Annotated in this window: 18 protein-coding genes; 9 read left to right on the top strand and 9 right to left on the bottom strand. The window is 71.6% G+C overall.

The window, feature by feature from the left end; genetic code table 11:
* Positions 1-31 precede the first annotated feature (31 nt).
* The 4 genes from BLT62_RS06000 to galE form a co-directional block, all read right to left on the bottom strand.
* Positions 32-1489, bottom strand: coding sequence for a DUF5719 family protein (locus BLT62_RS06000; RefSeq protein ID WP_156786257.1), 1458 nt, complete (start codon positions 1487-1489; stop codon positions 32-34).
* Entirely contained in the window at positions 1479-4346 is a 2868-nt protein-coding gene (locus tag BLT62_RS05995; protein WP_083363241.1) for a glycosyltransferase family 2 protein, read from the bottom strand. The genes BLT62_RS06000 and BLT62_RS05995 overlap by 11 nt, the downstream gene beginning before the upstream one ends.
* 91 nt (positions 4347-4437) lie before the next feature.
* Positions 4438-4758, bottom strand: a complete 321-nt coding sequence (locus BLT62_RS05990; protein ID WP_083363240.1) for a WhiB family transcriptional regulator — start codon at positions 4756-4758, stop codon at positions 4438-4440.
* Positions 4759-4904: 146 nt separating this feature from the next.
* Entirely contained in the window at positions 4905-5867 is a 963-nt protein-coding gene (gene galE, locus BLT62_RS05985) for a UDP-glucose 4-epimerase GalE (RefSeq protein ID WP_083363239.1), read from the bottom strand.
* A gap of 249 nt (positions 5868-6116) precedes the next feature.
* Between galE and BLT62_RS05980 the strand changes: the two genes are divergently transcribed.
* A complete protein-coding gene (locus BLT62_RS05980; RefSeq protein ID WP_083363238.1) occupies positions 6117-7112 on the top strand; it encodes a GlxA family transcriptional regulator in 996 nt (331 codons plus the stop codon).
* A gap of 9 nt (positions 7113-7121) precedes the next feature.
* Here BLT62_RS05980 and manA read toward each other — a convergent pair whose 3' ends face one another.
* Entirely contained in the window at positions 7122-8399 is a 1278-nt protein-coding gene (manA, locus tag BLT62_RS05975; RefSeq protein WP_083363237.1) for a mannose-6-phosphate isomerase, class I, read from the bottom strand.
* A 131-nt stretch (positions 8400-8530) separates the two neighbouring features.
* Here manA and BLT62_RS05970 point away from each other — a divergent pair, with 131 nt between their 5' ends.
* The 4 genes from BLT62_RS05970 to BLT62_RS05955 are packed head-to-tail and all read left to right on the top strand — an operon-like array spanning position 8531 to position 14292.
* Positions 8531-9709, top strand: coding sequence for an acyl-CoA dehydrogenase family protein (locus tag BLT62_RS05970; protein ID WP_083365333.1), 1179 nt, complete (start codon positions 8531-8533; stop codon positions 9707-9709).
* A gap of 47 nt (positions 9710-9756) precedes the next feature.
* On the top strand, positions 9757-11076 hold the full coding sequence (locus tag BLT62_RS05965) for an O-antigen ligase family protein (RefSeq protein ID WP_083363236.1): 1320 nt from the start codon (positions 9757-9759) through the stop codon (positions 11074-11076).
* Between the two features lie 3 nt (positions 11077-11079).
* Complete coding sequence (locus BLT62_RS05960) at positions 11080-12384, top strand: ABC transporter ATP-binding protein (protein ID WP_083363235.1); 1305 nt, start codon at positions 11080-11082, stop codon at positions 12382-12384.
* A gap of 36 nt (positions 12385-12420) precedes the next feature.
* The gene (locus BLT62_RS05955) at positions 12421-14292 is read left to right on the top strand and encodes a DUF4012 domain-containing protein (RefSeq protein ID WP_156786256.1); all 1872 of its coding nucleotides are present in this window, start codon (positions 12421-12423) and stop codon (positions 14290-14292) included.
* Positions 14293-14344: 52 nt separating this feature from the next.
* Here the strand turns inward: BLT62_RS05955 and BLT62_RS05950 are convergent, their stop codons facing one another.
* Complete coding sequence (locus BLT62_RS05950; RefSeq protein ID WP_231919365.1) at positions 14345-15604, bottom strand: lipopolysaccharide biosynthesis protein; 1260 nt, start codon at positions 15602-15604, stop codon at positions 14345-14347.
* Between the two features lie 42 nt (positions 15605-15646).
* Here BLT62_RS05950 and BLT62_RS05945 point away from each other — a divergent pair, with 42 nt between their 5' ends.
* From BLT62_RS05945 to BLT62_RS05935, 3 genes are read left to right on the top strand one after another with little or no spacing between them, the layout of a single operon-like run.
* A complete protein-coding gene (locus tag BLT62_RS05945) occupies positions 15647-16579 on the top strand; it encodes a glycosyltransferase family 2 protein (RefSeq protein WP_197675171.1) in 933 nt (310 codons plus the stop codon).
* A gap of 36 nt (positions 16580-16615) precedes the next feature.
* A complete protein-coding gene (locus tag BLT62_RS05940) occupies positions 16616-17353 on the top strand; it encodes a glycosyltransferase family 2 protein (protein WP_083363233.1) in 738 nt (245 codons plus the stop codon).
* Positions 17350-17730, top strand: a complete 381-nt coding sequence (locus BLT62_RS05935) for a DUF2304 domain-containing protein (RefSeq protein ID WP_083363232.1) — start codon at positions 17350-17352, stop codon at positions 17728-17730. The genes BLT62_RS05940 and BLT62_RS05935 overlap by 4 nt, the downstream gene beginning before the upstream one ends.
* Here the strand turns inward: BLT62_RS05935 and BLT62_RS05930 are convergent.
* Positions 17727-19610, bottom strand: a complete 1884-nt coding sequence (locus BLT62_RS05930) for a hypothetical protein (RefSeq protein ID WP_156786255.1) — start codon at positions 19608-19610, stop codon at positions 17727-17729. The two genes, BLT62_RS05935 and BLT62_RS05930, sit on opposite strands and share 4 nt — an antisense overlap.
* A 106-nt stretch (positions 19611-19716) precedes the next feature.
* Between BLT62_RS05930 and BLT62_RS05925 the strand changes: the two genes are divergently transcribed.
* Positions 19717-21336: a DUF2142 domain-containing protein gene (locus BLT62_RS05925; protein ID WP_083363230.1), complete on the top strand. Its 1620-nt coding sequence runs from the start codon at positions 19717-19719 to the stop codon at positions 21334-21336.
* On the opposite strand, the gene BLT62_RS05920 is transcribed toward BLT62_RS05925, so the two are convergent.
* A complete protein-coding gene (locus tag BLT62_RS05920) occupies positions 21311-22306 on the bottom strand; it encodes a glycosyltransferase family 2 protein (RefSeq protein WP_083363229.1) in 996 nt (331 codons plus the stop codon). The two genes, BLT62_RS05925 and BLT62_RS05920, sit on opposite strands and share 26 nt — an antisense overlap.
* Positions 22306-24771, bottom strand: coding sequence for a glycosyltransferase (locus BLT62_RS05915; protein ID WP_231919364.1), 2466 nt, complete (start codon positions 24769-24771; stop codon positions 22306-22308). Before BLT62_RS05915 ends, BLT62_RS05920 begins: the two co-directional genes overlap by 1 nt.
* Positions 24772-24933: the final 162 nt, after the last annotated feature.

Raw genomic sequence — 24933 nt, 5'->3', positions numbered from 1 at the left:
CGCGGCCGGCGGGCTGCTGCGGCTGCCGCCGTTAGCGGACGTACACGCCGATCGGCTGGGCCAACGGACCGAGCGGGTTGACGGAGTAGGAGGCCAGCTCCGCGCTGCCCTGGTAGCTGATGCTCGCGTGCGCGCCGCCCAGGCCGTCGCCGACGAGGGTGTAGCTGGCGCCGGCCGCGACCGGCCGGGTGAGCATGCTGCCGGCCGGCAGGGTGAGCAGGGCGGGAGCGCCGTCCTGCGGGTACAGCGTCAGCGACTGCTCCGTGCCGCTCGCGTTCGCCAGGTGCAACGTCGGGGCCGGGCCGTCGGCGACGGAGAAGGCGCTCTGCTCGCCGAGCGGGCCGGAGGCCTGGAACCAGGCGAAGTCCTCACTCGTCGCCGACTTCTCGGTGCTGCGGGCGGCCGCGACGATCGGCTCCTGCGAGTTCAGCCGCAGCGTGTAGCTGCCGGCGGCGAGTTCGTCGAGCGGGATCTCCGACGCGACCCCCGGTTCCAGGGTGACCCGGGTGGAGCTTCCGTTGCCGCCGTCGTCGGCGGTGACGCTCAGCTCGACCTCGGTCGCGACGTCGCCCAGGTTGAGCACACGCACCGCGGCCGCATCGTCGTGGAAACCGCTGTCGTTGCTGTGCGTGTCATCGATCAGGGTGGCGGGCACGATGAAGCCGGGGATGACCTGCTCGACGTCCGGGGCCGTGGTGGTGCCGACCAGGTCGATGCCGCCGGGCGCGAGGCCGCGGATGACGCTCTGCTGCAGGGAGGCGACGACCTGGCCGCCGCGCGTCGCCACGTGGATGACCGGGGAGTTCAGGTTGGGGGCGAGCCCGGCCAGGGAGACGACCCGCTGCGATCCGGGCTGCACCAGGATGCCGCTGGCGCCGGGCGCGTCCACGAGGCCGCTCTCGCCGTACACGGTCAGCTCGACCGTGGCGACGACCTCGGTGGGGTTGCTGAGCAGCAGCAGGCTGGTCTGCCCGATCGCGGTCGAGCCGGCGACGAGCCAGCCGTCCGATGCGGCCTCCGCGCAGCTGGCCGCGGCGAAGCCGGTGAGCGTCTCGGTCGCCGCGCCCTGGGACTGGGCCCCGGCCAGCAGCGGCTCCTCGAGCGCGTCGCCCTGGGCGGGGACGCTGAGGGCGAGCGGCGTTCCGGCCACGTCGCGGGCGGCGTTGTCCGGCACGTCCATCGGGGAGACGGTGACCTCGTCGGCCGAGAGCGCGCCCGCGCTGCCGGCGGCGTAGACGGCGGATGCCACGCCGATCGACGAGGCGGTGGATGCCGCGCTGGCGTCGGCGGCCAGGGCCAGCAGCGGGCCGGCGCAGACGCGCTGTTGCTGCGTGGCGACGGGGGTGACCGTGCTCTGCACCGGCTCGGCGTGGTGGCTGGGCAGCGGGAGCAGGGTTGCGGCCGCCACCGTGGCGCCGAACGCGGCAATGCCGACGAGCCCGGTCATGACGCGGGCGCCGGCCAGCGCCCATCGACGGCTAGCGCTCATCGTCCTGCTCGCTCTCTCTTGCGACTGCGGGTGCTGCGGCGGGTGCGGTGCGGCCGCGCGGGGCGTCGCGCCCGGCTCCGGTCGGGATGGAGAGCAGCAGCACGAAACCGAACACGGCCAGCTGGCTCCAGAGCACGACGCTGCCGAACCATCCGCCGGCGTCCGGCGGGATGGCACCGCCATCCGTCGCCGCCCCCGCGTCGCCCTGGTAACGCCAGAGGGCGCCGAAGTCGGTCTGCCCGACGGGCACCAGCACGGCGTTGCCGTCGAGCGAGCTCGCCGCCCGCCGCGCGGTGTCGCGCGCGGCGGCAGAGTCGGCGCCCGGCTCCAGCAGCACGAAGTGGATGCCGAGGGCGTCCATGCCCGGGCGGGCGTCGAAGCCACTGCGCGAGCTCAGGTTGCCGGCCAGCTCGGCCAAGCCCTGCTCTTCGGCGCTCAGCGTCGTGTCCGTCGCGAACAGGGTGGACTGGTCGTCGAGTCGGGTGCCCGCTCCGCGCTGCAACTGGGCCAGCACGGCCCCGTTCGGCTGGGGCACCAGCACGAGGGTGCCGGCGCGCGGGTCGGCCTGCGCCTCGGCGGTGACGAAGGCGGGCAGGATCCGCTGGTCGCCGCTGTGCACGGCGGCCGGCTGTGGCGCGGCGGCGCCGAGCGCGAGCGAGCCGGCCAGCGGCAGCGCCAGCGCGAACAGCGCGACGCCGGCGACGAGCGCGGGGGCCGCTGCGGCCCGGCCGAGCGCGTTCAGGCCGATGACCGCTGCGCCGATGAGTCCGGCCCAGTAGAGGCTGAGGCCGCCGCCCGGCCAGATCGGCACGCTCTGCTCGCCGAGCATCGAGACGCTGATCTGCAGGGCTGCGACGGCGGTGGCATAGCCGAGCAGCGCGGTGAGCAGGCCGAACAGCGCCAGCCGCGAACCGCGCAGGAACAGCGCGAGGACGGCGAGCACGACGAGCGGCGCGAGCAGGATCGGGGCGAGCAGTGCCGCGCTCGCCTCCGGCAGCCCGAGCGTTGCGAACAGCGCGCCCCAGCCGCCGAAGCCGCCGTTCGGGAATCCGAGCAGCAGCTGCCAGCTCGAGGCGCCCGCCCCGGCCAGCGGCACCCCGGGGTCTGCCAGCAGCCCCCACCAGTTGCCGGCGACGGCCTGTTGGAGCAGCAGGGGGGCGACGAGCACGACGGCGGGGATCGGGATGCCGATGAAGCGCATGATGCTGCGGCCGCTGACGGCAACGGCGATCACCCAGAGCACGAGCAGCGCCGGGGCGAGCGAGGGCACACAGGCGACGATCGCGGCGAACAGCAGGGCGGATGCCGCAGACGCCGACCAGGACCGCCCGGCCGCGGCGGCCGCGAAGAACAGCCACGGCAGCAGGATGTGGGCGATCATCGGCGCGGGGCGGCCGTCGGCGATCGCGCTGAGGAAGGTGGGGGCGAGCATCCACAGCACGGCCGCGAGGGCGCGCAGCGAGCCGCGCCCGCTCAACCGGGCGGCGGCGAGCCAGGCGCCGAGGGCCGCCAGCGGGAGCGCGGCGAAGTACAGGCAGAGCAGGAGCGCGGACGGCGACCAGAAGGTGAGCGAGCCGAGCACGGCCAGCACGGCGGCGAACGGGTCGGCGGCGCCGACGAAGCCGGTGCCGATGTCGCGCCAGCCGTAGCCGATGTTCTGCCAGAGCGCGGCCGGGCTGTTGACCGGCAGCAGCCCGCCGCCGACCAGCGCGGAGGCGCCGAGCAGCGGGGCGAGCAGCGCGACGCCGGCCACGCCGGCCCCGATCAGGGTCCAGCCGCCGCCGGTGCTGAGGAAGGCGAGCTCGCTGCGCGAGCCGCGGGCGAGGGTGCGGTGCTGCTCGCGCAGCAGGGCCTTGCGTCGGCGCACCTCGGCGCCCGGCATCCGCAGCGAGGCGATCGCCCCCCAGCCGAGCGTGCGGGTGCGCCGCAGCCGACGCCGGGCAGCAGGCACCCTGCGGCCGGAGAATGCGGCGCCGAACGCGGCGCCGAACTCGGCGCCGATGGAGCCGGGCTCCTTGCGCATCAGCCGGAGGAAGGCACGGAGGAAGGCCAGCGGCACCAGCGAGAGCCAGTGCGGCAGCAGTGCGGCGGCGGGTGCGTAGACCAGGCGGCGGTGCAGCTGGGCCTGGCGGCGCAGGCGCACGCGCTTGCGGACGGCGCTGCCCTCCTGCGAGCTGTCGGCCCCGGTGATGCCGTCGCCGGCGACGGCGACCCGGGCGGCAGGCACGAGAGAGACTCGGTGGCCGGACAACCGGGTGCGCACGCAGAAGTCGAGCGCGTTGTCGACGACGGGCAGCGCCGGGTCGAAGCCGCCCAGCCGCTGCCAGACGTGGTGGCGCACCAGCATGCCGGCAGAGCCCACGGCGAGCACGTCGCTCAAGTCGTCGTGCTGGGCCTGGTCGAGCTCCGCGCCGACGACGGTCACGGTGCGGCCGTAGCGGGTCATCGTCTCGCCGAACTCGCGGATGTAGTCGGCCCGCTCCCAGTCCATCAGCTTCGGGCCGGCGACCGCGACGGACGGGGCGACCTCGAGGGCGTTGACCAGGGCGGCCAGGGCGCCGGGCTCCGGCGCGGTGTCCTGCCCGAGCAGCCAGAGCAGCTCGTCGTCGGCGCTTGGCTCTGGGATCAGCCGCACGGCCAGCGCGACGGCGTCACCGAAGCTGAGCTCCGGCTCCGCGGCGATGAGCTGGGTGGGCGCGGCGGCCGTGAGCAGCTGCGCGGTGGCATCCGTCCCGCCGCAGTCGACCATGATGACGGTGTCTGGGCGCCGGGTCTGCGCCGCGAGCGCCGCCAGTGTGCGGTCCAGATGCTGTGCGCCGTTGCGCGCGATGAGGATGGCGGTTACTCGGGGAGACATATCGGAACCAGCCTAGGTTGCGCGCGTCCGATCATCAGGAGGCGCGGCAGGCGCGCCGCAAACTCGGGCGCTCAGATCTTCGCGGTGCAGACTAGCTCGCGCGCTTGCGGAGCTTGCGGCGCTCGCGCTCGGAGAGCCCGCCCCAAATACCGAAGCGCTCGTCATTGGCCAGCGCGTACTCCAGGCACTCCGTGCGCACCTCGCAGGAGCCGCAGATCTTCTTGGCGTCCCGGGTGGAGCCGCCCTTCTCCGGGAAGAAGGCCTCCGGATCGGTCTGCGCGCAGAGGGAATCCGTCTGCCACGCCAACGGGTTGCCGTCGTCGCTGTTCGTTCTGACCCCGGGAACACCCAACTTGACGGGATCGACGAACCAATCCTCGGGTACCCCCGGACGATACTCGATTACCGACATACCGTCTCCCACCCTTCTTGTCCACGCACCTGCACGGCGCGTCCGAATCTAATTACACCGGTGTGATTAGGTTGGCGTCAAGTCTTGGAGCATAAACCCTCAACTCAATATCGAGGGTTCGGCGCGCCGAATGTTCCCGGCCGCGCTCACGCGGCGGCGCGGCGCGCCTCCCAGGCGCTCCGCACCATGTCGTCCAGGGTGTGCCGCATCTGCCAGTCGAGGTCGCGGCGGGCCCGCTCCCCCGAGGCCACGATCCGGTCGGGGTCGCCGGCGCGGCGCGGCGCGATCTCCGGGGCGAACGGGATGCCGGTCACCTCGGCCATCGCGCTCATGATCTCGCCGACGGAGACGCCGTCGCCGCTGCCCAGGTTGTAGACGGGCTCGATCTCCCGCCCGGCCTGCAGGCGCTCCGCCGCGGCGACGTGCGAGATCGCCAGGTCGGCGACGTGGATGTAGTCGCGCACACAGGTGCCGTCGGCCGTCGCGTAGTCATTGCCGTTGATCCGCGGGGTGCGGCCGTCCAGCAGCGCCTCGAACACGAGCGGGAACAGGTTGTGCGGGCTGGTGTCGTAGAGGCCGTCGTGGCCGGAGCCGACCACGTTGAAGTAGCGCAGCGAGGTGTGGGCGAGGCCGGTCGCGACGCCCTCGTCGCGCAGCAGCCATTCGCCGATGAGCTTGCTCTCCCCATACGGGGACTCGGGCGCCTTCGGCGTGTCCTCGGTGACGAGATCGGTGTTCGGGGTGCCGTAGACGGCGGCGCTGGAGGAGAACACGATCCGGTTGACGCCGGCATCCTGCATCGCCTGCAACAGCACGGCCGTCGCGGTCACGTTCTGCTCGTAGGTGTGCAGCGGCCGCTGCACGGAGACGCCGGCGTACTTGAAGCCGGCCACGTGCACGACGCCGTCGATGGGGTTCTCGGCGAACAGGCGGCCGAGCAGCTCGGCGTCCAGGATGCTGCCCCGATAGAAGGGCACCTCGGCCGGCACGAACTCGGCGTGGCCGCTGGAGAGGTCATCGACAATGACGACGTCGATGTTGTCGGCGAGAAACGCCCGCACGACGTGCGATCCGATGTATCCCGCGCCGCCCGTTACCAACCACGCCATTGTTTCCCCATCTCGAGTGCGTTCCGCGGAGCCAGCCGCAGGCCAGCCTCCACTGTATTGCAGCGGCGATAGCCGTCGCGTCGCACCGAGATGACTGCTCCGACGATGGCCCAGATTCCGAGGGCCGTGAGGAAAAGGAGAATGATCATGGCAGGAAGTCTCGCCCTTGTGCTTTCCTGCCACGAGTGGCAGAATCGCCAGTATTCGTCGAGTTCCTGCCATCCGGCAGCCGTCCCCGCGGAGGTTCCCATGCTCAACAAGGTCGCCTGCCTCGCCCTGCCGGGCATGGCCCCGTTCGAGTTCGGCGTGGTCTGCGAGGTGTTCGGCATCGACCGGTCGGATGCCGGCGGCCCGCGCTTCGACTTCACGATCGTGGCGGCCGAGCCCGGCCCGATCCGCACGAAGCTGGGCTTCGACATCGTCGTGCACAACGACTTGACCGCGGCGGCCGACGCCGACCTGGTCGTCGTCCCCGCCTATTACGGCGCCGACATCTGCGGTGACGATGTGCCGGCCGCGCACCCGGAGATCCTGCGCCTGCTGCGCGAGGCGGAGGCGCGCGGGGCGTGGGTGCTGAGCGTCTGCAGCGGGGCGTTCCTGCTCGGCGAGGCCGGGCTGCTCGACGGCCGGCGCAGCACGACGCACTGGATGTACACCGACACGCTCGCCCAGCGCTTCCCGGCCACGACTGTCGACGCCGATGTGCTCTTCGTCGAGGACCGCCACGTCGTCACGGGCGCCGGCACCGCGGCCGGCATCGATGCGGCACTGCACATCGTGCGCCGCGAGCTCGGCGCGTCCATGGCGAACAACATCGCCAGGCGCATGGTCGTTCCGCCCCAGCGCGACGGCGGCCAGTCCCAGTTCATCCAGCTGCCGGCCGCCACCCCCGACGACTCGATGGCCGGGGTGACCACGTGGATGCTGGCCAACCTGGATCGCGAGCAGAGCGTCAACCAGCTCGCCCGGATCGCGCTCATGTCGCCGCGCACCTTCGCCAGGCGGTTCCGGGCCGAGCTCGGCACCACGCCGACGGCCTGGCTGAACCGGCAGCGACTGCTGCGCGCCCAGCAGCTGCTCGAGGAGAGCGAGCTCAGCTTGGAGGTCATCGCCAGCGACACCGGCTTCGGCACGGCCTCCGTGATGCGGCACCACTTCGTCAAGGTGCTGCAGACCACGCCGACGGCGTACCGGCACACCTTCGGCCCGCGCACCGGGCAGCGGGAGCTCGCCCCGCTCAGTTAGCCGCTGGCCCTAGCCGACGGTGGCGATGAACAGCGTGCCGGCGCCGTCGACGCGGAGGTCGCCCTCGTCCGGCGTGATGAAGCACGACTCGCCGCGCTCCAGCGTGGCCCCGCCGTGCGCGCCCGTGAGCTGCAGCCGCCCCGCCGTGCAGAGCGCGATCGCCGGGCCGGCGAGCGCGACCGGGGTCGGCTCCTGCCCCTCCGAGCGCTCGATGCTGTGCAGCACGAAGTCGGCGACGTCCGGCCGGTAGACCAGCGCGCCCGGGTGCGGGTTCTCCGGCACCATCAGCGGCACGGGGACCGGCTTGAAGCTCAGCACGTCGAGCAACTCGTCCACGTCGATGTGCTTCGGGGTGAGGCCGCCGCGCAACACGTTGTCGCTGGCGGCCATCAGCTCGATGCCGAGGCCGTCCAGGTAGGCGTGGATGTTGCCGGCCGGCAGGTAGAGCGCCTCGCCGGGGCGCAGGGTGACCCGGTTCAGCAGCAGGGTGAGCACGATGCCAGGATCGCCCGGGTAGGCGTCGGCCACGCCGCGCACGGTGGCGAACTCGCGGGCGAACTCGCCGCCGGCCAGGGTGTCGGATGCCGCGAGCGCCAGCACGCGCTCGACCAGCCGGGCCACCTCGCCCGCCTCGGCGTCGTCGGCGTCGTCGGCGTCGTCGGCGTCGTCGGCGTCGTCGGCGTCGGCGCGCAGCAGCCACTGCACGGTGTCCCGCAGCCCGTCCGGGCCGGACAGCCGGGCCTCGAGCCCCTGCAGGGGCGCCGGGTCCGGCGCCGCGCTCTCGGCGTCCGCCGCGCGCAGCGCCGCGAGGATGGCCCGCACCTCGGCGGGCGCGCGGAATCCGCAGAGCGCCTCGAACCGCTCGCTCAGCGCCACGATCAGCTCCGGCTTGTGGAAGGCGTCCTTGTAGTTGCGCTCCGGAGCGTCCAGCGCGATGCCGGCGGCGTTCTCGCGGGCGAAGCCGGCCAACGCCTGCGCCGGGGAGGGGTGGGCCTGCAGCGAGAGCGGCGCGGCGGCGGCCAGCACCTTCAGCAGGAACGGCAGGCGCGGTCCGTGCTCGGCGATGGCGTCCGCCCCCAGCACGGCGGCGGGGTCGGCCGCCACCCAGTCGGCGAGCGTCGCGGCGGGGGCGTCCTCGCCGAGCAGCAGGCTCGGCGAGCCCGGGTGCGCGCCCAGCCAGAGCTCGGCCTCCGGGCGCCCGCTCGGGCGCCGGCCGAGCAGCCCGGCGATGGCCGAGGTCGAGCCCCAGGCGTAATCGCGCGGCGAACTGGTGATTGCTACAAACATTGTGGATCCCGTCTGGCTGGCTTCAGCCCAAACTACCAAGCGCCTCTGCCCCTGGCCGACTCGGGCCCTAGGCTGAGCGTCACGTCACCGTCGCCCCACCGCAGGGGCCTCAGCATGCAATGGAGCACAGCATGACCTTCGAGCCCCTCGTTTCCGACTTCTACAACTACGAGTCGCTCCTCACCGGGCAGGAGCAGGCCGCCCTCCTGGCGCTCCGCGGCTACCTCGAGGCCGAGGTCCGCCCGATCATCGGCGGCTACTGGGACCGCGCGGAGTTCCCCCTGCAGGTCGTGCCGAAGCTGGCGGAGCTCGGCGTGCTCGGCTACGCCTGGGACGAGACCCGCGCATTCCCGAACTCCGCGATGTTCCGCGGCTTCGTCGCCTACGAGCTCTCCCGCATCGACGCCTCCGTCTCGACCTTCGTCGGCGTGCAGAACGGCCTCACCTGCGGCTCGATCGCGGTGTGCGGGTCCGCAGAGCAGCGGGCGGAGTGGCTGCCCCGGCTGGCATCCGGCGAGGTCATCGGCAGCTTCGGCCTGACCGAGCCGCAGAGCGGCTCCGACAGCGCCCAGGGCCTCCGGACGACGGCCACCCGCGACGGCGACAACTGGGTGCTGAACGGAACCAAGCGTTGGATCGGCAACGCCACCTTCGCCGACGTGACCATCATCTGGGCGCGGGATGCCGCGGACAACAGCGTGTTGGGCTTCATCGTCCCGACCTCCACCCCCGGCTTCTCCACGGAGAAGATCGAGGGCAAGATCAGCCTGCGCGCCGTGCAGAACGCCGACATCACGCTGGAGAACGTCGTCGTCCCTGAGTCGCTCCGGCTGGCGAACGCACACTCGTTCAAGGACACCGCGAAGGTGCTCCGGCTGACCCGCGCCGAGGTCGCCTGGTCGGCGGTCGGCGTCGCGGCCGGCGCCTACGAGGCGGCCGTCGCCTACTCGAAGGAGCGCGTGCAGTTCGGCAGGCCGATCGGCTCGCACCAGCTCGTGCAGGACCTGCTGGCCAAGAGCCTCGGCAACATCACCGCGTCGCTCGGCATGGTGGTGCGGGCCTCGGAGATGCAGGACCGCGACGAGCTGCGCGACGAGCACTCGGCCCTGGCCAAGGCGTTCTGCACGTCCAGGATGCGCGAGACCGTCGCCTGGTGCCGGGAGCTGTTCGGCGGCAACGGCATCGTTCTCGACTACGAGGTGGCGCGGTTCTTCGCCGACGCCGAGGCGCTGTACTCCTACGAGGGCACCCGCGAGATGAACGCGCTGATCGTCGGCCGCGCCATCACCGGCCACGCGGCGTTCGCCTGAACGCCACCCTGCACCGCTCCCCCGCCCGAGTTCGATAGCCTTGTGCCATGATGCAGCCGGTCCGTAGCCGTTTCGCCGTGCACACGCTGGCCACGCTGCTGCTGTTCTCGGCGCTCGCCGGCCAGTTCTGGCGCAACCTGCTCGGCTGGTGGGGCTGGGGGGCGCTCGTGCTGCTGCTGGTGGCCGCCAGCGTCGTCGCGCTGGTACGCCTCAAGCCGGACTGGCTCGGCGGCGGCTCCTTCTGGCGGCGCACCCCGAGCAGCCTCTGGCTCTTCCTCGGTTTCGCGGTGCTCTCCCTGGCCTGGTCGTTCTACCCGGGCGCCACCGCGGTCGGCCTCGCCGCGCAGCTGGCCGCGACCGTCCCGGCGCTCCTGCTCGGGCTGTGCCTGAGCTGGGCCGAGTTCCTGCGCGCGCTCGGGGCGGCGCTGCGCTGGCTGCTCGGCCTGTCGCTCCTGTTCGAGTTCATCGTCGCAGCCTGGGTCGGCGGCCCGGTGCTGCCGTTCTTCACCGACTACGAGGGCAAGATCCCCGCGGCGTTCTACTGGTCGCGCGGCCTGCTCTTTGACGGCGGGCCGATCGAGGGCATCGTCGCCAACCGCAACCTGCTGGCCGCGGCCGCCCTGCTGGCGGTCATCGTCTTCGCCGCGCAGCTGGCGGCGAGGACGGTGCGCCGCGGCCCCGGAATCGCCTGGCTGGTCATCGCCGCGCTGACGCTCGCACTCACCCGCTCGGCTACCGTGCTCGTCGCGCTCGTCGTCGTCGCGGCCGCCCTCGGCTTCGCCCTCTGGGCGCGCCGGGCCGGCCCGGACGGCCGCCGCCCCGTCTACCTGAGCGCCGCCGGCGCGGTCGTCGTCGTCGGGGCGCTCTGCGCCGCCTTCTGGGGCCAGCTGCTGGCCGTGTTCGGCAAGAGCGACGACCTGACCGGCCGCTTCGACATCTGGGATTCCGTCAGCGCCCTGGCCGCCCAGCGCCCCGTCGCCGGCTGGGGCTGGGTGAGCTACTGGGCGCCGTGGGTGGAGCCGTTCGACGACCTCGCGGTGCGCAAGGGGGTCACCTACCTGCAGGCGCACAGCGCCTGGCTCGACGTCTGGCTGCAGCTGGGCGTGATCGGCGTCGTGCTGTTCGCCGCCCTCGTGTTCGGCACGCTCTGGCGCAGCTGGTTCCTCGCCGTTGACCGGCCCAGGGACGGCGCCGCACTGGAGCGGCCGTACACGGCATCCGCCCTGGTCCCCTACCTGCTGATGGTCGCTCTGCTCGTGCAGAGCGTCACCGAGAGCCGCATCCTCGTCGAGGGCGGCTGGATGCTGCTGGTCGCGCTCGCCCTGATCACCAAGCGCAACCTGCGCCGCGTCGAGACGATGCCCTAAGGCATGGAAGCCATCCGACGCACAGTGCTGCCGCCCGCGGCGGCCCACCTGCTGGGCTCCGCCCGCTTCGCCTCCGCGCTCACCCTGTGCATCCTGGGCACCGCGTTCAGCACGCACCTGCTGCGCGCCACGATGGGCTGGGCCGGTCTGCTGGCGATCCTCATCGCCCTGGTCGCGCTGGCCACGCTCTCGCTGCTCTCCCGCCGCGAGAGCATCGACTGGTACGGCCTGCCGCCGATCACGATCCTGATGTTCCTCGGCTGGGTGATCCTCTCGGTGTTCTGGAGCACCACGACCATCGTCAGCGGGACCCGCGTGCTCTACCTGCTGCTGTTCACGGCGCTGGCCGTCTACCTGACCCTGGTGCGCGACACGATCCAGCTCGTGCGCGCCCTCGGCGACGTGCTCCGCGTGCTGCTCGGCCTCTCGCTCGCCCTGGAGGTGCTCTCCGGGCTGCTGCTGGACCTGCCGATCGCCTTCCTCGACATCCACGGCAACATCGCGGCGCTCGGGCCGCTGCAGGGCGTCTTCGGCAGCCGCAACCAGCTCGGCCTCGTCGCCCTGATCGCCCTCATCACCTTCGCCGTCGAGTTCATGACCCGGTCCGTCCCGCGGATGCAGGCGATGTTCTCCATCGCGCTGGCCACACTGCTGATCCTGCTCTCCGGCTCGCCCGTGACGTTCGGCGCCTTCGTCATCGTCGGCCTCGCCGCGCTCGCGCTGGCCGGGATCCGCCGGGTGCCCGCCGCCAGCCGCATGTACTGGCAGCTGGGCCTGCTGGCGGCCGTCGCCGTCGCCGGCGGGGTGCTCTGGCTGCTGCGCTCCGGCATCCTGAACCTTCTCAACGCCGGCAGCGAGTTCGAGGTGCGCACCGCCCTGTGGCGCGAGATCCAGCGCTACTCTCAACTGAACTCGCTGCAGGGCTGGGGTTGGGTCGGCGCCTGGCAGCCGAGCGAACCACCCTACCTCTGGCTCAACCTGGCCACCCGCGGCACGCAGAACTCGGCGCTCAGCGCCTTCTTCGACGTGTACTTCCAGCTCGGCCTGGTCGGGCTGATCACGTTCATCGCGCTGCTCGGCTTCGCCGTGGTGCGCTCCTGGCTGCTGGCCAGCGAGAAGCGCAGCTCGGTCTATGTCTGGCCGGCGCTGATCGTGCTGGCGCTGGCGGTCACCTCCCTCGCCGAGAGCACGGTGCTCGGCGAGTACGGCTGGATGCTGCTCATCGTCTGCGCCATCAAGGCCTCGCAGGCGATGAGCTGGCGCGACGCCCTGCGCCGGCACGAGCCATCGTCGATTCCTGAAGAATAGTCACAATTATCCCCACCGATGCGTTACGTTCATCGCATGAGCGCAGTCGAAGAGGGGACGACCGGTCGACCGGATGCCGCACGGCGCCGCGCCTGGCGGGTCGGCCTGCTCTGCGCTGCGGCCGTGTTGCTGCTGGCGCTGCTCGCGGGCGGCTGGCTGACGCTGCGCGTGCTGAACGCGAAGTCCGCACTCGAGGATGGTGAGGCTCTCGTTCGCACCGTCGCCGCGCAGCTCACAACCGGCGACCTGACGACCCTCCCCTCGGCATCCGCAGAGCTCAGCGCGTTGAGCTCGACCGCCGTCGAGCAGACCGCCGATCCCGTCTGGCGTGTCGCCGAGCTGGTGCCAGGGCTCGGCGTGAACCTCTCCGCGCTGCGCGCCGTCGCCGAATCGGTCGACCACATCGCGCGGGAGACCGTCGCACCGCTCAGCAGCGTCGCCGGAACGTTGACGATCGACACCATCAAACCGTTCGAGGGGCGGATCGACGTCGAGAAGATCAGCAGCCTGTCGCGCAGCGCGCTGCCCGCCGCCACGGCGTTCCGCGAGGCCGCGGCCCGCATCGCCGCGGTCGACTTCACACAGACGGTCCCCCCACTCGCCGCCGTTGGGCAGAAGCTCACCGCGCAGTTAGCCGAGGCGATGCCCGTCGTCGACGAGCTGAGCACCACGCTCAGCCTCGCCCCGGACGCTCTGGGTGCGTCCGGGCCGCGCAGCTACCTGCTGATGTTCCAGAATCTGGCCGAATCGACGGCGCTCGGCGGCACAGCGGCTGCCCTCGCGGAGGTAACGGTCAACAACGGGGCCATCGCGCTCGTGAACCAGGCCTCCAGCCAGAGCTTCGGGCGCGATCTGAACGCCCCGGCCCTGCCCGTTGATCCCGGCGTCGCGGCGATCTTCAACCCCTACATGTATGCGACGCTGAACCTGGCCACCAGCCGGCCGGATTTCCCCACTGCCGCCGTGATCGCCTCGGCGTTCTGGGAGCGTGACTTCGGAACGCGCCCGGACGGGGTGATTTCGATCGACCCCGTCGCCCTCTCATACATCCTCCAGGCGACCGGCCCCGTCGAGCTCGACTTCGGTGGCCCGCTCACGGCCGAGAACGCCGTCTCGCTGCTGCTGAACGAGATCTACATCGAGAATCCCGGCCCCGATGGGCCGGACATCACCGATGCCTTCTTCGCCATGGCCGCCCGGGAGATCTTCGACGCGTTGAGCCGGGGCAACGCCAACACGCACGGGTTGGTCGACGCCGTCGAGCGCGGTGTGGCGGAGCACCGCATCATGGCGTGGAGCGCGAACCCGGCCGAGCAGGCCGTGCTGGCCAGCACGCCGTTGTCCGGCATCCTGCCGACGGACAACACGGCAGCCAGCGTGACCGGCGTCTTCTTCCGCGACATGTCCGCCTCCAAGATCGACTACTACCTGCACACGGCGGCGACGCTCACGTCCAGTGCGTGCGGCGCAGAGCCCCCACACTTCACCGCGCAGGTCGAGCTGCACTCCTCGCTCACCCAGGAACAAGCCGACGCGCTGCCCGAGTTCGTCTCCGGCGGGGTCTGGCAGGGCAGGCAGTTCAAGACACAGGTCTTCGTCTACGGCCCGCCCGGCACAACGTTGAGCGGCGCGGAGATTGAGGCGGGCGGCGACGAGGAGACCTTCGTCGGCCACTCCGGTGCCGACCTCGGCCGCCCCGTCGCCACCTATTGGGTGATGCTGAGCCCCGGCGAGACGGTCACGCTCAGTGCGCGCTTCGACGCCGATGCCCCCGTGGCCGGCGGCGCGAGCGGCACGGTGAGCGCCGCCGCCGCCGTCGGCACATTCGGCCCCTCCGCGCTGCGCACGACGCCGATGCTGAACCCGACCACGACGACCGTCATCGACGCCGGCTGCGGGGGCCACTGAACCACGGGGCCGCTGAACCACGGGGCCGCGGGGCCGCTGCCGCCCGGGCCGGCTACGGCCGGCGCTGCGCGCGCAGCCCCTGCCGGATGGCGAGCAGGTGCCAGATGATGCCGACCACCGGGCCGAGCGAGAGCGCGAGCGGCGCGCGGAACTCGATCGGGATCGGCACGAACAGCACGGCGAGCGCGACGGCAGATGCCGCGACCCAGCCGGCCGCGTATGCGCGGTGCCGGCCGAGCGCCAGCAGCGCTGGGCCCGTCACGCAGAGGATGCCGATGAAGCCGGAGGAGACCACGAGCGGCACCAGCGCCGCGGTCGGCAGCGTGAACGACTCGTTGATGAAGGTCTGGAACGCCCAGAGCCCCCACAGCCAGGTCGCGGCGCCGAGCAGCGCCATCACTGCGGCCACCGCGCCGATGGCCTTGAGCAGGAACGCCCAGAGCGCCGCCCTGTCGTTGGTGAAGCGGGTCACCAGGTAGCTCTGCAGCGCCATCAGCGGAACCAGGATCGGCGCCCGGGTGAGCATGATGGCGAACATGAGGTCCGCCAGGACGTCCTTGTCGCTGCCCTGTCCGTAGAAGGCGAGCACGAGCGGGAAGCCGTTGATGAGGATCGCCGTCGCCGACGCGGCGATGACGGTGTGCACCGAGTTGACGGCCAGGGTGCGGTAGCGCAGCGGCGAGTGGCCGAGCCGGCGCAGCACGCCGGGCGCGAAGCAGAACACGGTTCCGATGGCCAGCGGGAACGGCAGCACGACGGCCCACGCCAGCAGGTTGAGGTCGTCGCTCACGCTGAGCACGAGGGAGACGGCGGCCAGGCGCAGGATGCCGTCGAGGAAGATCACGGCCGCCAGCAGCCGCCAGCGCTGCGACCCGGCGAGGGCCCCGCTCATGGTGGCGACGACGGCGTTCGCGGCCGAGCCGAGCGCCACCTGCAGGGCGAGCCCGGTGTTCTCCTGGCCGAGCGAGTCCGGCGCCCAGAGCACGCTGGAGACGAGCACGATCGCGCCGACGATCAGGCCGGCCCCCGCACCGAAGATCCAGAGCGAGCTCTGTCGGCGGCCCGGCCGGTCCGCGTCGCGCAGCGCCTCCGCCGTCGCCCGCGTCGACTCCTGCTGCAGCCCGAACAGCACGCCGACCACCAGGAACAGTGCCGACCAGAAGGCCGCGAACACGACGTAGCCGGCGCCCGCGAGCGCCTGATAGGCGAAGAAGGTCACCAGGTATCCGGCCACCCCGCTGACCAGGGTCGCTGCCAGCATCCACTTCACGCCGGAGGGCGCGGGAGCGCGCACGGCCTCCCTCTCGGTCACCAAGATCAGCGTGTCCCTTCGATTGCTAGGCTGGAGGCAATTATGTCATCACCCGCATCGGCCCCCCTGCCAGTCCCGAGCATCGACATCATGATGCCGTTCTACGGCAGCTTCGAGCTGCTCCGCGCCGCCGTCTTGAGCGTGCAGGCGCAGACCGACCCCGCGTGGCGCCTCGTGATCATCGACGATCGCTACCCCGACCCGGAGCCGATGCGGTGGGCGCGCGCCCTGGCCGACCCGCGCATCACCGTGCTGGAGAACCCGGTGAACCTGGGCGTGAGCGGCAACTTCGCGCGCAGCGTCGAGCTGGCGACGGCCGACTTCACCACCATCATGGGGTGCGACGATGTGCTGCTGCCCGGCTACGTCGCCCGCATGCGGGAGCTCGCGCAGCGTTTTCCGGATGCCGCCTACGTGCAGCCGGGGGTGGAGGTGATCGACGCCGACGGCACCGTCTGCCTGCCGCTCGCCGACCGGGTGAAGGGCTATTACCGGCCGAGCGGCCCCGGGCCCCTCGCCCTCCGCGGCGAGACGCTGGCCACCAGCCTGCTCCGCGGGAACTGGACCTACTTCCCCTCGATCCTCTGGCGCACCTCCGTGCTGAAGAGCCACGGATTCCGGGCAGACCTCGATGTCGTGCTGGATCTGGCGCTGCAGATGGAGATCGTGGCGGAGGGCGGAACCCTCATCCTGGACACGGTGCCGAGCTTCCGCTACCGCAGGCACCAGGCCAGCGTCTCCTCGTGGAAGGCGAGCGACGGCAGTCGCTTCCTCGAGGAGCAGTCCTACTTCCTCGAGACGGCCGCCGCCCTGCGCGCGCTGGGCTGGCGCCGGGCCGCCGGCGCCGCCACCCGGCACGTGTCCAGCCGCCTGAACGCCATCACCCGGCTGCCCTCCGCCCTCGCGGCACGCGATGGCCGCGGCATCCGCAGCCTGCTCGGCCATGCGTTCAGCCTCCGCGGCAGTGCGGCCTGAGCGCTCGCCCAGTTGCCGATTGATAGGATCGAAGCCATGTCTGAACGCCTGAAACGCACGCTCATCGTCATGCCGGCGTTCAACGAGGAAGAGGTCGTCGGAGACGTCGTCCGGGAGGTCCTGCGGACGCTCCCCGGCGTGCACTGCCTCGTGGTCAACGACGGGTCCCGAGACTCGACGACCGCCGTCGCCCGCGCGGCCGGCGCCACCGTCGCCGAGCTCCCCTACAACCTGGGCGTTGGCGGCGCGATGCGGCTCGGATTCCGCTACGCCATCGAGCAGGGCTTTGACAACGTGGTGCAGCTCGACTCCGACGGCCAGCACGACCCGCGCAGCGTTCCCGCGCTGCTGGACGCCCTCGACCGCGCCGACCTCGTGATCGGGGCCCGGTTCGCCGGCGAGGGCGACTACGAGGTGCGCGGCCCGCGCAAGTGGGCCATGCGATTCCTCGCGGCCACCCTCAGCCGCACCGCGGGAACCACGCTCACCGACACCACCTCCGGCTTCAAGGCGATGGGGCCGCGCACCGTGAGCCTGTTCGCCCAGCACTACCCCGCCGAATACCTCGGCGACACGATCGAGGCTCTGGTCATCGCGGCGAGGGCGGGCTGCACCGTCACGCAGATCCCCGTCTCCATGCGCCCCCGGGCGGGCGGCAAGCCGTCCCACAATCCGTTCAAGGCGGCCGCATACCTCGGCCGCGCCTTCCTGGCCCTGGGCTTCGCCCTGATCCGTCCACCCGCTAGTTTGCGACAAGAGGCTGCATCCGTATGAGCGTCACCAGCTATGTCTTCGGCGTTGCGGCCGCATTGCTCACCCTGTTCGTCGTGATCGAGATGCTCCGGCGTCGGCAGCTGCGCGAGCGGCACGCCATCTGGTGGCTGATCGCCGGGTTCCTCGCGCTCCTGATCGGCTTGTTCCCGGTGATCCTCGAGTGGGCGGCCTCGGTCGTCGGCATCGACACACCGACGAACCTCGTCTTCTTCATCAGCATCGCGATCCTGGTGCTGGTGTGCATCCAGCACAGCGCCGAACTGACCACCCTGGAGTCCAAGACCAGGGCGCTGGCCGAGGACGCCGCGTTGCACGACCTGCGGCTGCGCAAGCTCGAGGCCCTCGCCGGTGTCGGCACGGAGCGCGCCGACTCCTAGCCGATGGCGGATGCCGCGTCGCCGAGTCGAACGCTGATGTCGGCCGCGGGGCAGGCCAGCGCGAGCTCGATGTCCAGGTCGGCGTCCGCCGACTCGATCGTGACGGGGCCCGACCACGCCTCCGCCGCCGCGCACAGCATCCCCACATCGCTCGGGTCGAGCGAGTAGGAGAACGCACGGATCGGGTCCTGGCTGGCGTCAGCCTGGAGCTGGAGCAGCCAGGCGTTCACGAAGGCGTCGTCGCCGGGGGTCCCGAGCCGCGACACCATCGTCTTGGTGCCGTCGTCCGCGATGCGGAAGAGCCGGTCGGCGCGCGCGGTGTCGCCCCCTCTGGCCTCTGCCGCGGCGACCTTGACGAGCGGCAGCGCGCTGCCGAGCCCGGCCGGAAGCGGCACCGCGCGCAGGCCAAGCCCCACAACCACGAGGGCGGCGAGGACGATGACCAGTCCGAGCGGGCCTCTGGCCTCTGCATGGCCGAGCCAGCCCAGAATGCTCGCAGCCAGCAGGACGGTGAGGAGGATGCAGAGCAGCCAGGACAGCTTGACCGGGTAGTAGCCCCAGGGCGCGACGATGCCGAATCGTTGGGCCATCAGGTAGCCGACCCCGATGCCGCCCATCATCAGGACGACGACGACACCGGCCAGATCGTGGCGGCGGCCGAGGCCGACGGCCGCCAGCGCCGACAGGGTGAGGAGCAGCGCGGCCGCCGTGAGCACCGACGTCGCGGTGATGCCGGGCACGGCGCCGTCGGCCGCGAGCGCCCCGCCGTCGCGGGCGAGGTCGGGCAGGGTGACCACGAGCAGGTAGGCGGGAAGCTGGAGGGCCCCGGCCCACCAGGCGACCGCCACACGGCCGCGCAGTGCGAGGAAGAAGCGCCAACGCGGCAACACGGCCGCCGCGGCGAGCCCCAGCGGCAGTACCGCCAGCGGCGCCCACGCCGCCAGCAGGAGGGTGGTGGTGATGAGCAGCAGCGCGCTCGCGAGCACGGGCTGGGACGGCACCTCCTGCCAGAGCAACCACACGACGAGCAGCAGCGTGACGGCAAGCATCGCGTTCAGGAAGCCGAACTCCAGCATCGCACCGGTGGCATACCAGCTGAGCGGGATCGCCGAGCCGAGCAGCCCCGCCCCGAAGCGCAGCGCCGGCCGCGACGCGGGGACGGCCCTGGCAACGACGAGTCCGGCGAGCGCGGCGGCGAGCAGCGTCAACAGCATCCACAGTTCCGTCTGCCGGGCGACGTCATGGCGCAGCAGTTCTGCGGCCGTATCCCGGCCCGGTGCGAGCCAGCTGGCCACCAGCGCATTCATCAGCGGGGACGGGTTCGGGTGGCCGGACGTCGAGAGGCCGCCGTCGGCGAGCACGAATCGTGCGGCGACCGTGTTCCAGATCATGTCGTTGCGCATCGCCCAGGCATACCCGGGCTGACCGAAGACCTGGGCGCCGAAGAGCAGCAGGCCGCTGAGCGTGGGCAGCGCCAATGCCGCCGCCGCCGTCAGCCAGTGCGCGCGGGTGGCGCGGGCGAGCAGCGCCGTGGGGGTCCGCGCGAGCACGATGAGCAGAACCGTGCCGAGGAGTGTCAACGAGACCACGCCCGCTGCGCCGTAGTCCCAGCCGACGAGGGGCAGCGAGCGGCTGAGCACGGTGTGGCCCGCGAGCAGCAGCACGATCGTCGCCGCTGCGCTCAGCGTCCAGGAGTGGCGGCGGGCCAGCACGCAGGTGCCGAGCACCATGACCGCGATGACGAGCGGTGCCGGGCTGGCGCCGAAGACGCAGAGCACGAGGCCGAGCACGATCGACAGCGTCGCCGCTGTGAGTGCCGCACGTCGAACGCGCGTCCCCGGGGTTGGCGCAGCGGTTACCGGGTCAGTCGTGGTTGTCACCGCCCGATCCTACCTGCCGGCGTCCGAGGGAAGGCTGCATTGCTCTGTACAGTGGTGGCAGGGCGGTTGCCGCCACCACTTCCGACGACCATGTTGAGGCTCCGCCATGTCCTTCCCTCGCGCACGCACCCTCTTCTGGGTGAGCTGGCTGTTGGCCAGCCTGCTCAGCATCGCCTGGGCGATCGCCACCCCGGTCGCCGCATCGCCGGACGAGCCGGCACACATGGTGAAGGCGGCGTCCGTGGTGCGCGGCCAGTTCGTTGGCGAGCCGTCCTCGCTCGGCCACATCGTGCAGGTGCCCAACTATGTGGCCGTGACGCACGCCGAGACCTGCTTCGCGTTCAAGCCGGGGGTGACGGCCGACTGCGTCGATGCGCTGGCCGGCGACGGTGGCGCGATCGTGGACTCGACGACGACGGCCGGGCTCTACAACCCGGTGTACTACCTCCTGGTCGGCTGGCCGTCCCTGATCTTCGGCACCGAGTTCGGCCTGTACGCGATGCGGGCGATGAGCGCCGTGCTGTTCTCGCTCTTCCTTGCCCTGACCGTGGTCACGGTCTCCGGCTGGCGCCGGCCGGCGCTGCCACTGGCCGCCCTCGCCGTCGCCACGGCGCCGATGCTGCTGTTCCTCGGCGGGTCGGTGAACCCGAATGCCGTCGAGACCAGCGCAACGCTGGCCGCCTTCGCCGGCATGCTCGGCGTCGTCCTGCACCCGTCCCGGTCGCTCCTCGCCCAACGCAGCATGATCGTGCTGGCCGGCAGCGTGGTCGCGGCCAACACCCGGGGACTCTCCATGCTCTGGGTCTTCCTCGCCATCGCGCTGCCGCTCGTCCTGGCCTCGTGGGCCGAGATCCGCGAGCTGCTCCGCCAGCGCCCCGTGCAGTGGGCCATCGGCGGCACCGCCGTCGGGGTCGGGTTCGCCCTGGTCTGGCTGCTGCGCAGCAACTCCCTGACGGCCGCCGTCGAGCTGGAGGACAACTTCCAGACGTTCCCCGGGGTCGGCACGCACCCGATCGCGGGGTTCCTGATGACCCTGCGCGACACCTTCGGCTACGCCCAGGGCATGATCGGCAACTTCGGCTGGCTGGACACCCCCGCCCCGCTCGGCGTCTATTTCATCTGGTCCGTGCTCTGCGGCGCCATCCTGCTGGCCGGCTTCGCCGTGCTCCGCGGCCGCCGCGCCGTTTTCGCCGCCGCACTTGCCGCCTGCTTCTTCCTGCTGCCGCCGGTCATCCAGGGCGCGTACATCACCGGTGGCGGCATCATCTGGCAGGGCCGCTACAACCTGCCGCTCTTCGCGATGGCGGTGCTGGGCGTCGTCGCGGTGATCAGCGCGGGCATCCGGGCGGAGGGCGCCGCCGCACGCAGCGTGCTGCTCCGGCTCGGCCTCATCGTCTGGCTGCTCTGGGCGATCGCCCAGTTCGCCAGCTTCGCGGATGCCATGCGCCGCTATGCGGTGGGTGCGGGCGGCGCCTGGAAGCAGCTGCTCACCGCCCCGGACTGGGCCCCGCCCGGCGGCACGCTGCCCTGGCTCGCGGTCTTCGCCGTCCTGGTCTGCGCGACGGCGTGGCTCGGCTGGAGCGCGGGGCGCCGCCTGGATGCCGCCGCCCCGCCTGCCGCGCCGGGCACGCCGACGGACACACCGAGCTCCGCCCCGCACGTGATGAGGCCGCCGAGCGGCCCAGACGCCGCGGCCGAGCTCACGCCGGCTGGAACAGGTCTCTGAGCACGTCCGTCGTGCCCTGGCTGGCGTAGCGCCGGTAGTCGCCGGTGCGCAGCAGCCCGAGCACGCCGGGGAGCCGGCGCCAGCGGGCGGGCGGCAGGTCGGCCCGCGCGCGCTCGAAGGCCGCCTTCTGAGCGGCCGCCCGTTGCACGGCGGCCTGCCGGGGCCCGTCCAAGCCGGCATCCGCGAGCCTGTCGGCGAGGATCGCCGCCCGCTCAGCCAGCTGCCGGTTGCGCTCGCCCCGCGGCTGCAGCACGCGCCGCAGCTTGTTGGCGAGCGTCGGCGGCTTGACCCCGATCTGGTTGTTGCCGTGCTGGCGGTAGTCGACGACGGGCTGTTCGAGCAGGGCGATCTCCCCGCGCACGGCGGCCATCATCGCGAGCCACTCGTCGTGCACCCATTCGCGTGGGAACGGCAGCGCCAGCGGCAGCAGATCCCGGCGGAACACGACCGTGGCGCCGGTGACGAGGTTGCGCCGCAGCAGCGTCCCGAACGGGTCCTCGGCCAGAGCGCTGCGCGTGTCGGCCGTCACCTCGAGGGTCTGCAGCAGCGTCGCGCCGAGCGGGCGCCCGGTGGCGTCGACGAGGCGGGCGTCGGCCGAGAGCAGCAGCAGCTCCGGGCGGGCGTCGAACTCCTGCAGCTGCAGCGCCAGCCGGCCGGGCAGCCAGCGATCGTCCTGGTCGCTCAGCGCGATCAGCTCGTGCCGGCAGGCCGACACGGCGCGCTCGAAGTTCTTGGTGACGCCGTGGCCGCCTGGCCCGTCCAGCAGGCGCAGCTCGATCGGCGAACCGCTCTCCAACAGCGCCTGCCCGAAGGCACGCACCCGCCTCAGCGTGTCGTCGCTGGAGCCGTCATCCGCCACGACGATCTCGGCGACGAGATCGCCCTGGGCGGCGATGCTCGCCAGCTGCTCGTCGATGAACGCCGCCCCGTTGTACGTGCACAGGGCGACGGAGACGCGAGCGGCCTGCATCACTTGAAGCGTCGACCGAGGCGGCTCTTGACCTTCTTCGCCACGACCTGCGGCCCGCCGGTGCGCATGTAGTGCACGAACAGGCTGACATCGTGCCGGAGGCCGTGCTTGCGCGTGCGCGGGGCGACACGGCGCTCCGCGGCGCCGGATGACGCGCGCACGGCCCCGCTGGCAACGAGGTCGGCGGCATGGCTCGGCGCGGCCACGAAGTCGACCAGCGGCGCGAGCACGCTCTGCCACTCGTACTGCTTGCGCACCCTGCTGATGTTGCGGCGCGTGCTGGCGGCGAACTTCTCGTCGAAGAGCACCTTCTCCAGCGCGTCGGCCAGGGCGATCTCGTCGGTCGGCGGCACGACGACTCCGAGCTTCTCCGCGGCGATCAGCTCGGCGAAGTGGTCGCCCTCCGTCACCACCATCGGCAGTGAAGCCCAGAGGTAGTCGAGGATGCGGGTGCGGAACGAGAACGTGGTCTCGACGTGGTCGTAGTGCGTGCTGACGCCGGCATCCGCCTCGCCCAAGTAGTTGTGCCGTTCGGCGTAGTCCACCCAGGAGTCGTTGAAGAACACGGCAGAGTCCAGCACGCCGAGCTCCTTGGCCAGCGCGCGCGACTCCGCGACGATGCCCATCTCTGGCACACCGGGGTGCGGGTGCTTGGTGCCCTGGAAGAACAGGCGCACGTTGTCGTGGGTCTCGCTCAGGCGGGCGACGGCGCGGATCAGCGTCTTCGGGTCGAACCAGTTGTACAGGCCGCCGCTCCAGAGCAGCAGCTTGTCGTCGGCGCCGATGCCGGGCAGCACGCCCTTCAGCACGGGCTTGGTCTGCGCAGGGAACTCGGGGTTCAGGCCGAACGGCACGACGCTGATCAGCTTGGTCAGGTCGGGGTCGTCGGCGTAGTTGGCCGGGTTGATCCGGCCGAGGGCCGCCAGCTGGCCGAGGTAGAAGTGCCGCTGGCGCTCGGAGGCACAGAGGAAGAAGTCGCCGCGCAGCAGCTGCTCGTTGAGCACCTCCGTGGCGTCGCCGACCTGCTTCTCCCACTGCACGGCACCCTGCTCACGACCCTGCTCGAGCTGCTCGAGGTGCATCGGGTCGTAGATGTCGGCGACGATGATCTTGTCGCTCTTGCGGAGCGACTCGAACAGCGCCATGGCCAGGCCCTGGAAGACGATGACGTCGGACTCGCGCTCGAGCTTCTTCATCGCCCGGTCGTCGCCGGGGCGCACGTGTGCAATCGCGAACGGCGCGGACAGGTCCTCGGCCCCGGCGAGGGTGACGAGGGTGACCAGGTTGTCCTTGGCGAGCGCCTCGGCCATGTTCCAGGCGCGGATCGCGGGGCCGGCCATCTTGGCGCCGAGCGGGTCGCCGGTGATGATGAGCACCCGGTTGACCTGGGGCGGCTGGGTCACGGCGAAGGCGTTGACCAGGTTGTCGTAGCCCTCGAGGTAGTGGTCGTTCTGGAAGGAGGGCGCGTCGGTGTCGCCGAACAGCGTCCACAGCCGGTTGTCGCTGACCACGCGCGAGGCCTGGATCTCGGCACGGGACTTCTGCAGCGACGGCAGCTGCTCGACGAACTGGTCGATGGCGAACACCCCGGCGATGGTCTGCTTGGAGACCTCCATCGTGGGGCCGTCGTCGGCGCCCTTGCGCAGGTCGAAGGCGGTGGAGTCCAGCTCGCCGCGGGCGACGGCCCGGCGGATGCCGAGCGCCAGCGTGGCCGGCAGGGCCTCGGCCAGCGCCTCATCGCCGAGGTTCTTGTACTGCGTGAACAGCGCGTTTCGCTCGAGCAGGTAGCTCTCCTTGAAGGAGCCGAATGCCGACATCGAGGCGTGGTGCTTGTGGTAGGCCAGCGAGGCCGGCTCGTAGACGAAGCGGTAGCCGGCGAGGTTCAGCCGCCAGCCGAGGTCGACGTCCTCGAAGAACATGAAGTAGCGCTCGTCGAATCCGCCGAGCGCGTCGTAGACGTCGCGGCGCACGAACATGGCGGAGCCGGTGCCGAAGAGCACGTCGTGCACACGGTCGGGCTGGTTCGGCACGGGCTGGGCCGTGAGGGGCTTGTAGCCCTGGCCGAACCACGTCATCGCCGAACCGATGTAGTCGACGAGCTTGCCGTCCCAGTCCAGCACGCGGCTCGCGACGGCGCCGACCGAGGGGCTCTCGGCGAATCGGTCGACCGCGGCGCGCACCCAGCCGGCGTCCGGCTTGGCATCGTTGTTCAGCAGGGCGATGTACTCGCCCGTCGACGCCTTCACGCCGAGGTTGCAGCCACCCGCGAATCCGAGGTTGGACTTGGACTCGACGAGCTTCACGTGCGGCGCCCCGGCGCGGATCCGGGCGGCGCTGTCGTCGCCGGAGGCGTTTTCGACGACGACGATCTCGAGGCGATCGGCTGGCCAATCCAGCAACCCGAGGTGTTTGATGGCTTCGAGTGTGTCGTCGGTGCCACGGAAATTGACGAGAACGACGGACACGAGTCCCGGTTGACGCGGAGGCATGCAGGCCTTTCGATAGGAAACGGCAAGCTCGATACTAACAAGCGCGCGCTGCGAGAGCGCTCAACAGCCTCCCCGAAGGCTCACATGGTACTGTCCCTTCTTGCGTCAACGACCGACCATCAGCCGGTCCGGTCACGT

It is taken from the genome of Microterricola viridarii (genome assembly GCF_900104895.1).
Taxonomy (GTDB): Bacteria; Actinomycetota; Actinomycetes; order Actinomycetales; family Microbacteriaceae; genus Microterricola; species Microterricola viridarii.
Note: the sequence above shows the minus strand (reverse complement) of the source record. Positions and strands in the feature narration are given on the sequence as shown.

Bases quoted from the DNA above. Each gene is read 5' to 3' on its own strand.
- BLT62_RS06000 (WP_156786257.1), bottom strand. From the start codon at position 1,489: ATGAGCGCTAGCCGTCGATGGGCGCTGGCCGGCGCCCGCGTCATGACC.
- BLT62_RS05995 (WP_083363241.1), bottom strand. From the start codon at position 4,346: ATGTCTCCCCGAGTAACCGCCATCCTCATCGCGCGCAACGGCGCACAG.
- BLT62_RS05990 (WP_083363240.1), bottom strand. From the start codon at position 4,758: ATGTCGGTAATCGAGTATCGTCCGGGGGTACCCGAGGATTGGTTCGTC.
- galE (WP_083363239.1), bottom strand. From the start codon at position 5,867: ATGGCGTGGTTGGTAACGGGCGGCGCGGGATACATCGGATCGCACGTC.
- BLT62_RS05980 (WP_083363238.1), top strand. From the start codon at position 6,117: ATGCTCAACAAGGTCGCCTGCCTCGCCCTGCCGGGCATGGCCCCGTTC.
- manA (WP_083363237.1), bottom strand. From the start codon at position 8,399: ATGTTTGTAGCAATCACCAGTTCGCCGCGCGATTACGCCTGGGGCTCG.
- BLT62_RS05970 (WP_083365333.1), top strand. From the start codon at position 8,531: ATGACCTTCGAGCCCCTCGTTTCCGACTTCTACAACTACGAGTCGCTC.
- BLT62_RS05965 (WP_083363236.1), top strand. From the start codon at position 9,757: ATGATGCAGCCGGTCCGTAGCCGTTTCGCCGTGCACACGCTGGCCACG.
- BLT62_RS05960 (WP_083363235.1), top strand. From the start codon at position 11,080: ATGGAAGCCATCCGACGCACAGTGCTGCCGCCCGCGGCGGCCCACCTG.
- BLT62_RS05955 (WP_156786256.1), top strand. From the start codon at position 12,421: ATGAGCGCAGTCGAAGAGGGGACGACCGGTCGACCGGATGCCGCACGG.
- BLT62_RS05945 (WP_197675171.1), top strand. From the start codon at position 15,647: ATGTCATCACCCGCATCGGCCCCCCTGCCAGTCCCGAGCATCGACATC.
- BLT62_RS05940 (WP_083363233.1), top strand. From the start codon at position 16,616: ATGTCTGAACGCCTGAAACGCACGCTCATCGTCATGCCGGCGTTCAAC.
- BLT62_RS05935 (WP_083363232.1), top strand. From the start codon at position 17,350: ATGAGCGTCACCAGCTATGTCTTCGGCGTTGCGGCCGCATTGCTCACC.
- BLT62_RS05925 (WP_083363230.1), top strand. From the start codon at position 19,717: ATGTCCTTCCCTCGCGCACGCACCCTCTTCTGGGTGAGCTGGCTGTTG.
- BLT62_RS05920 (WP_083363229.1), bottom strand. From the start codon at position 22,306: ATGCAGGCCGCTCGCGTCTCCGTCGCCCTGTGCACGTACAACGGGGCG.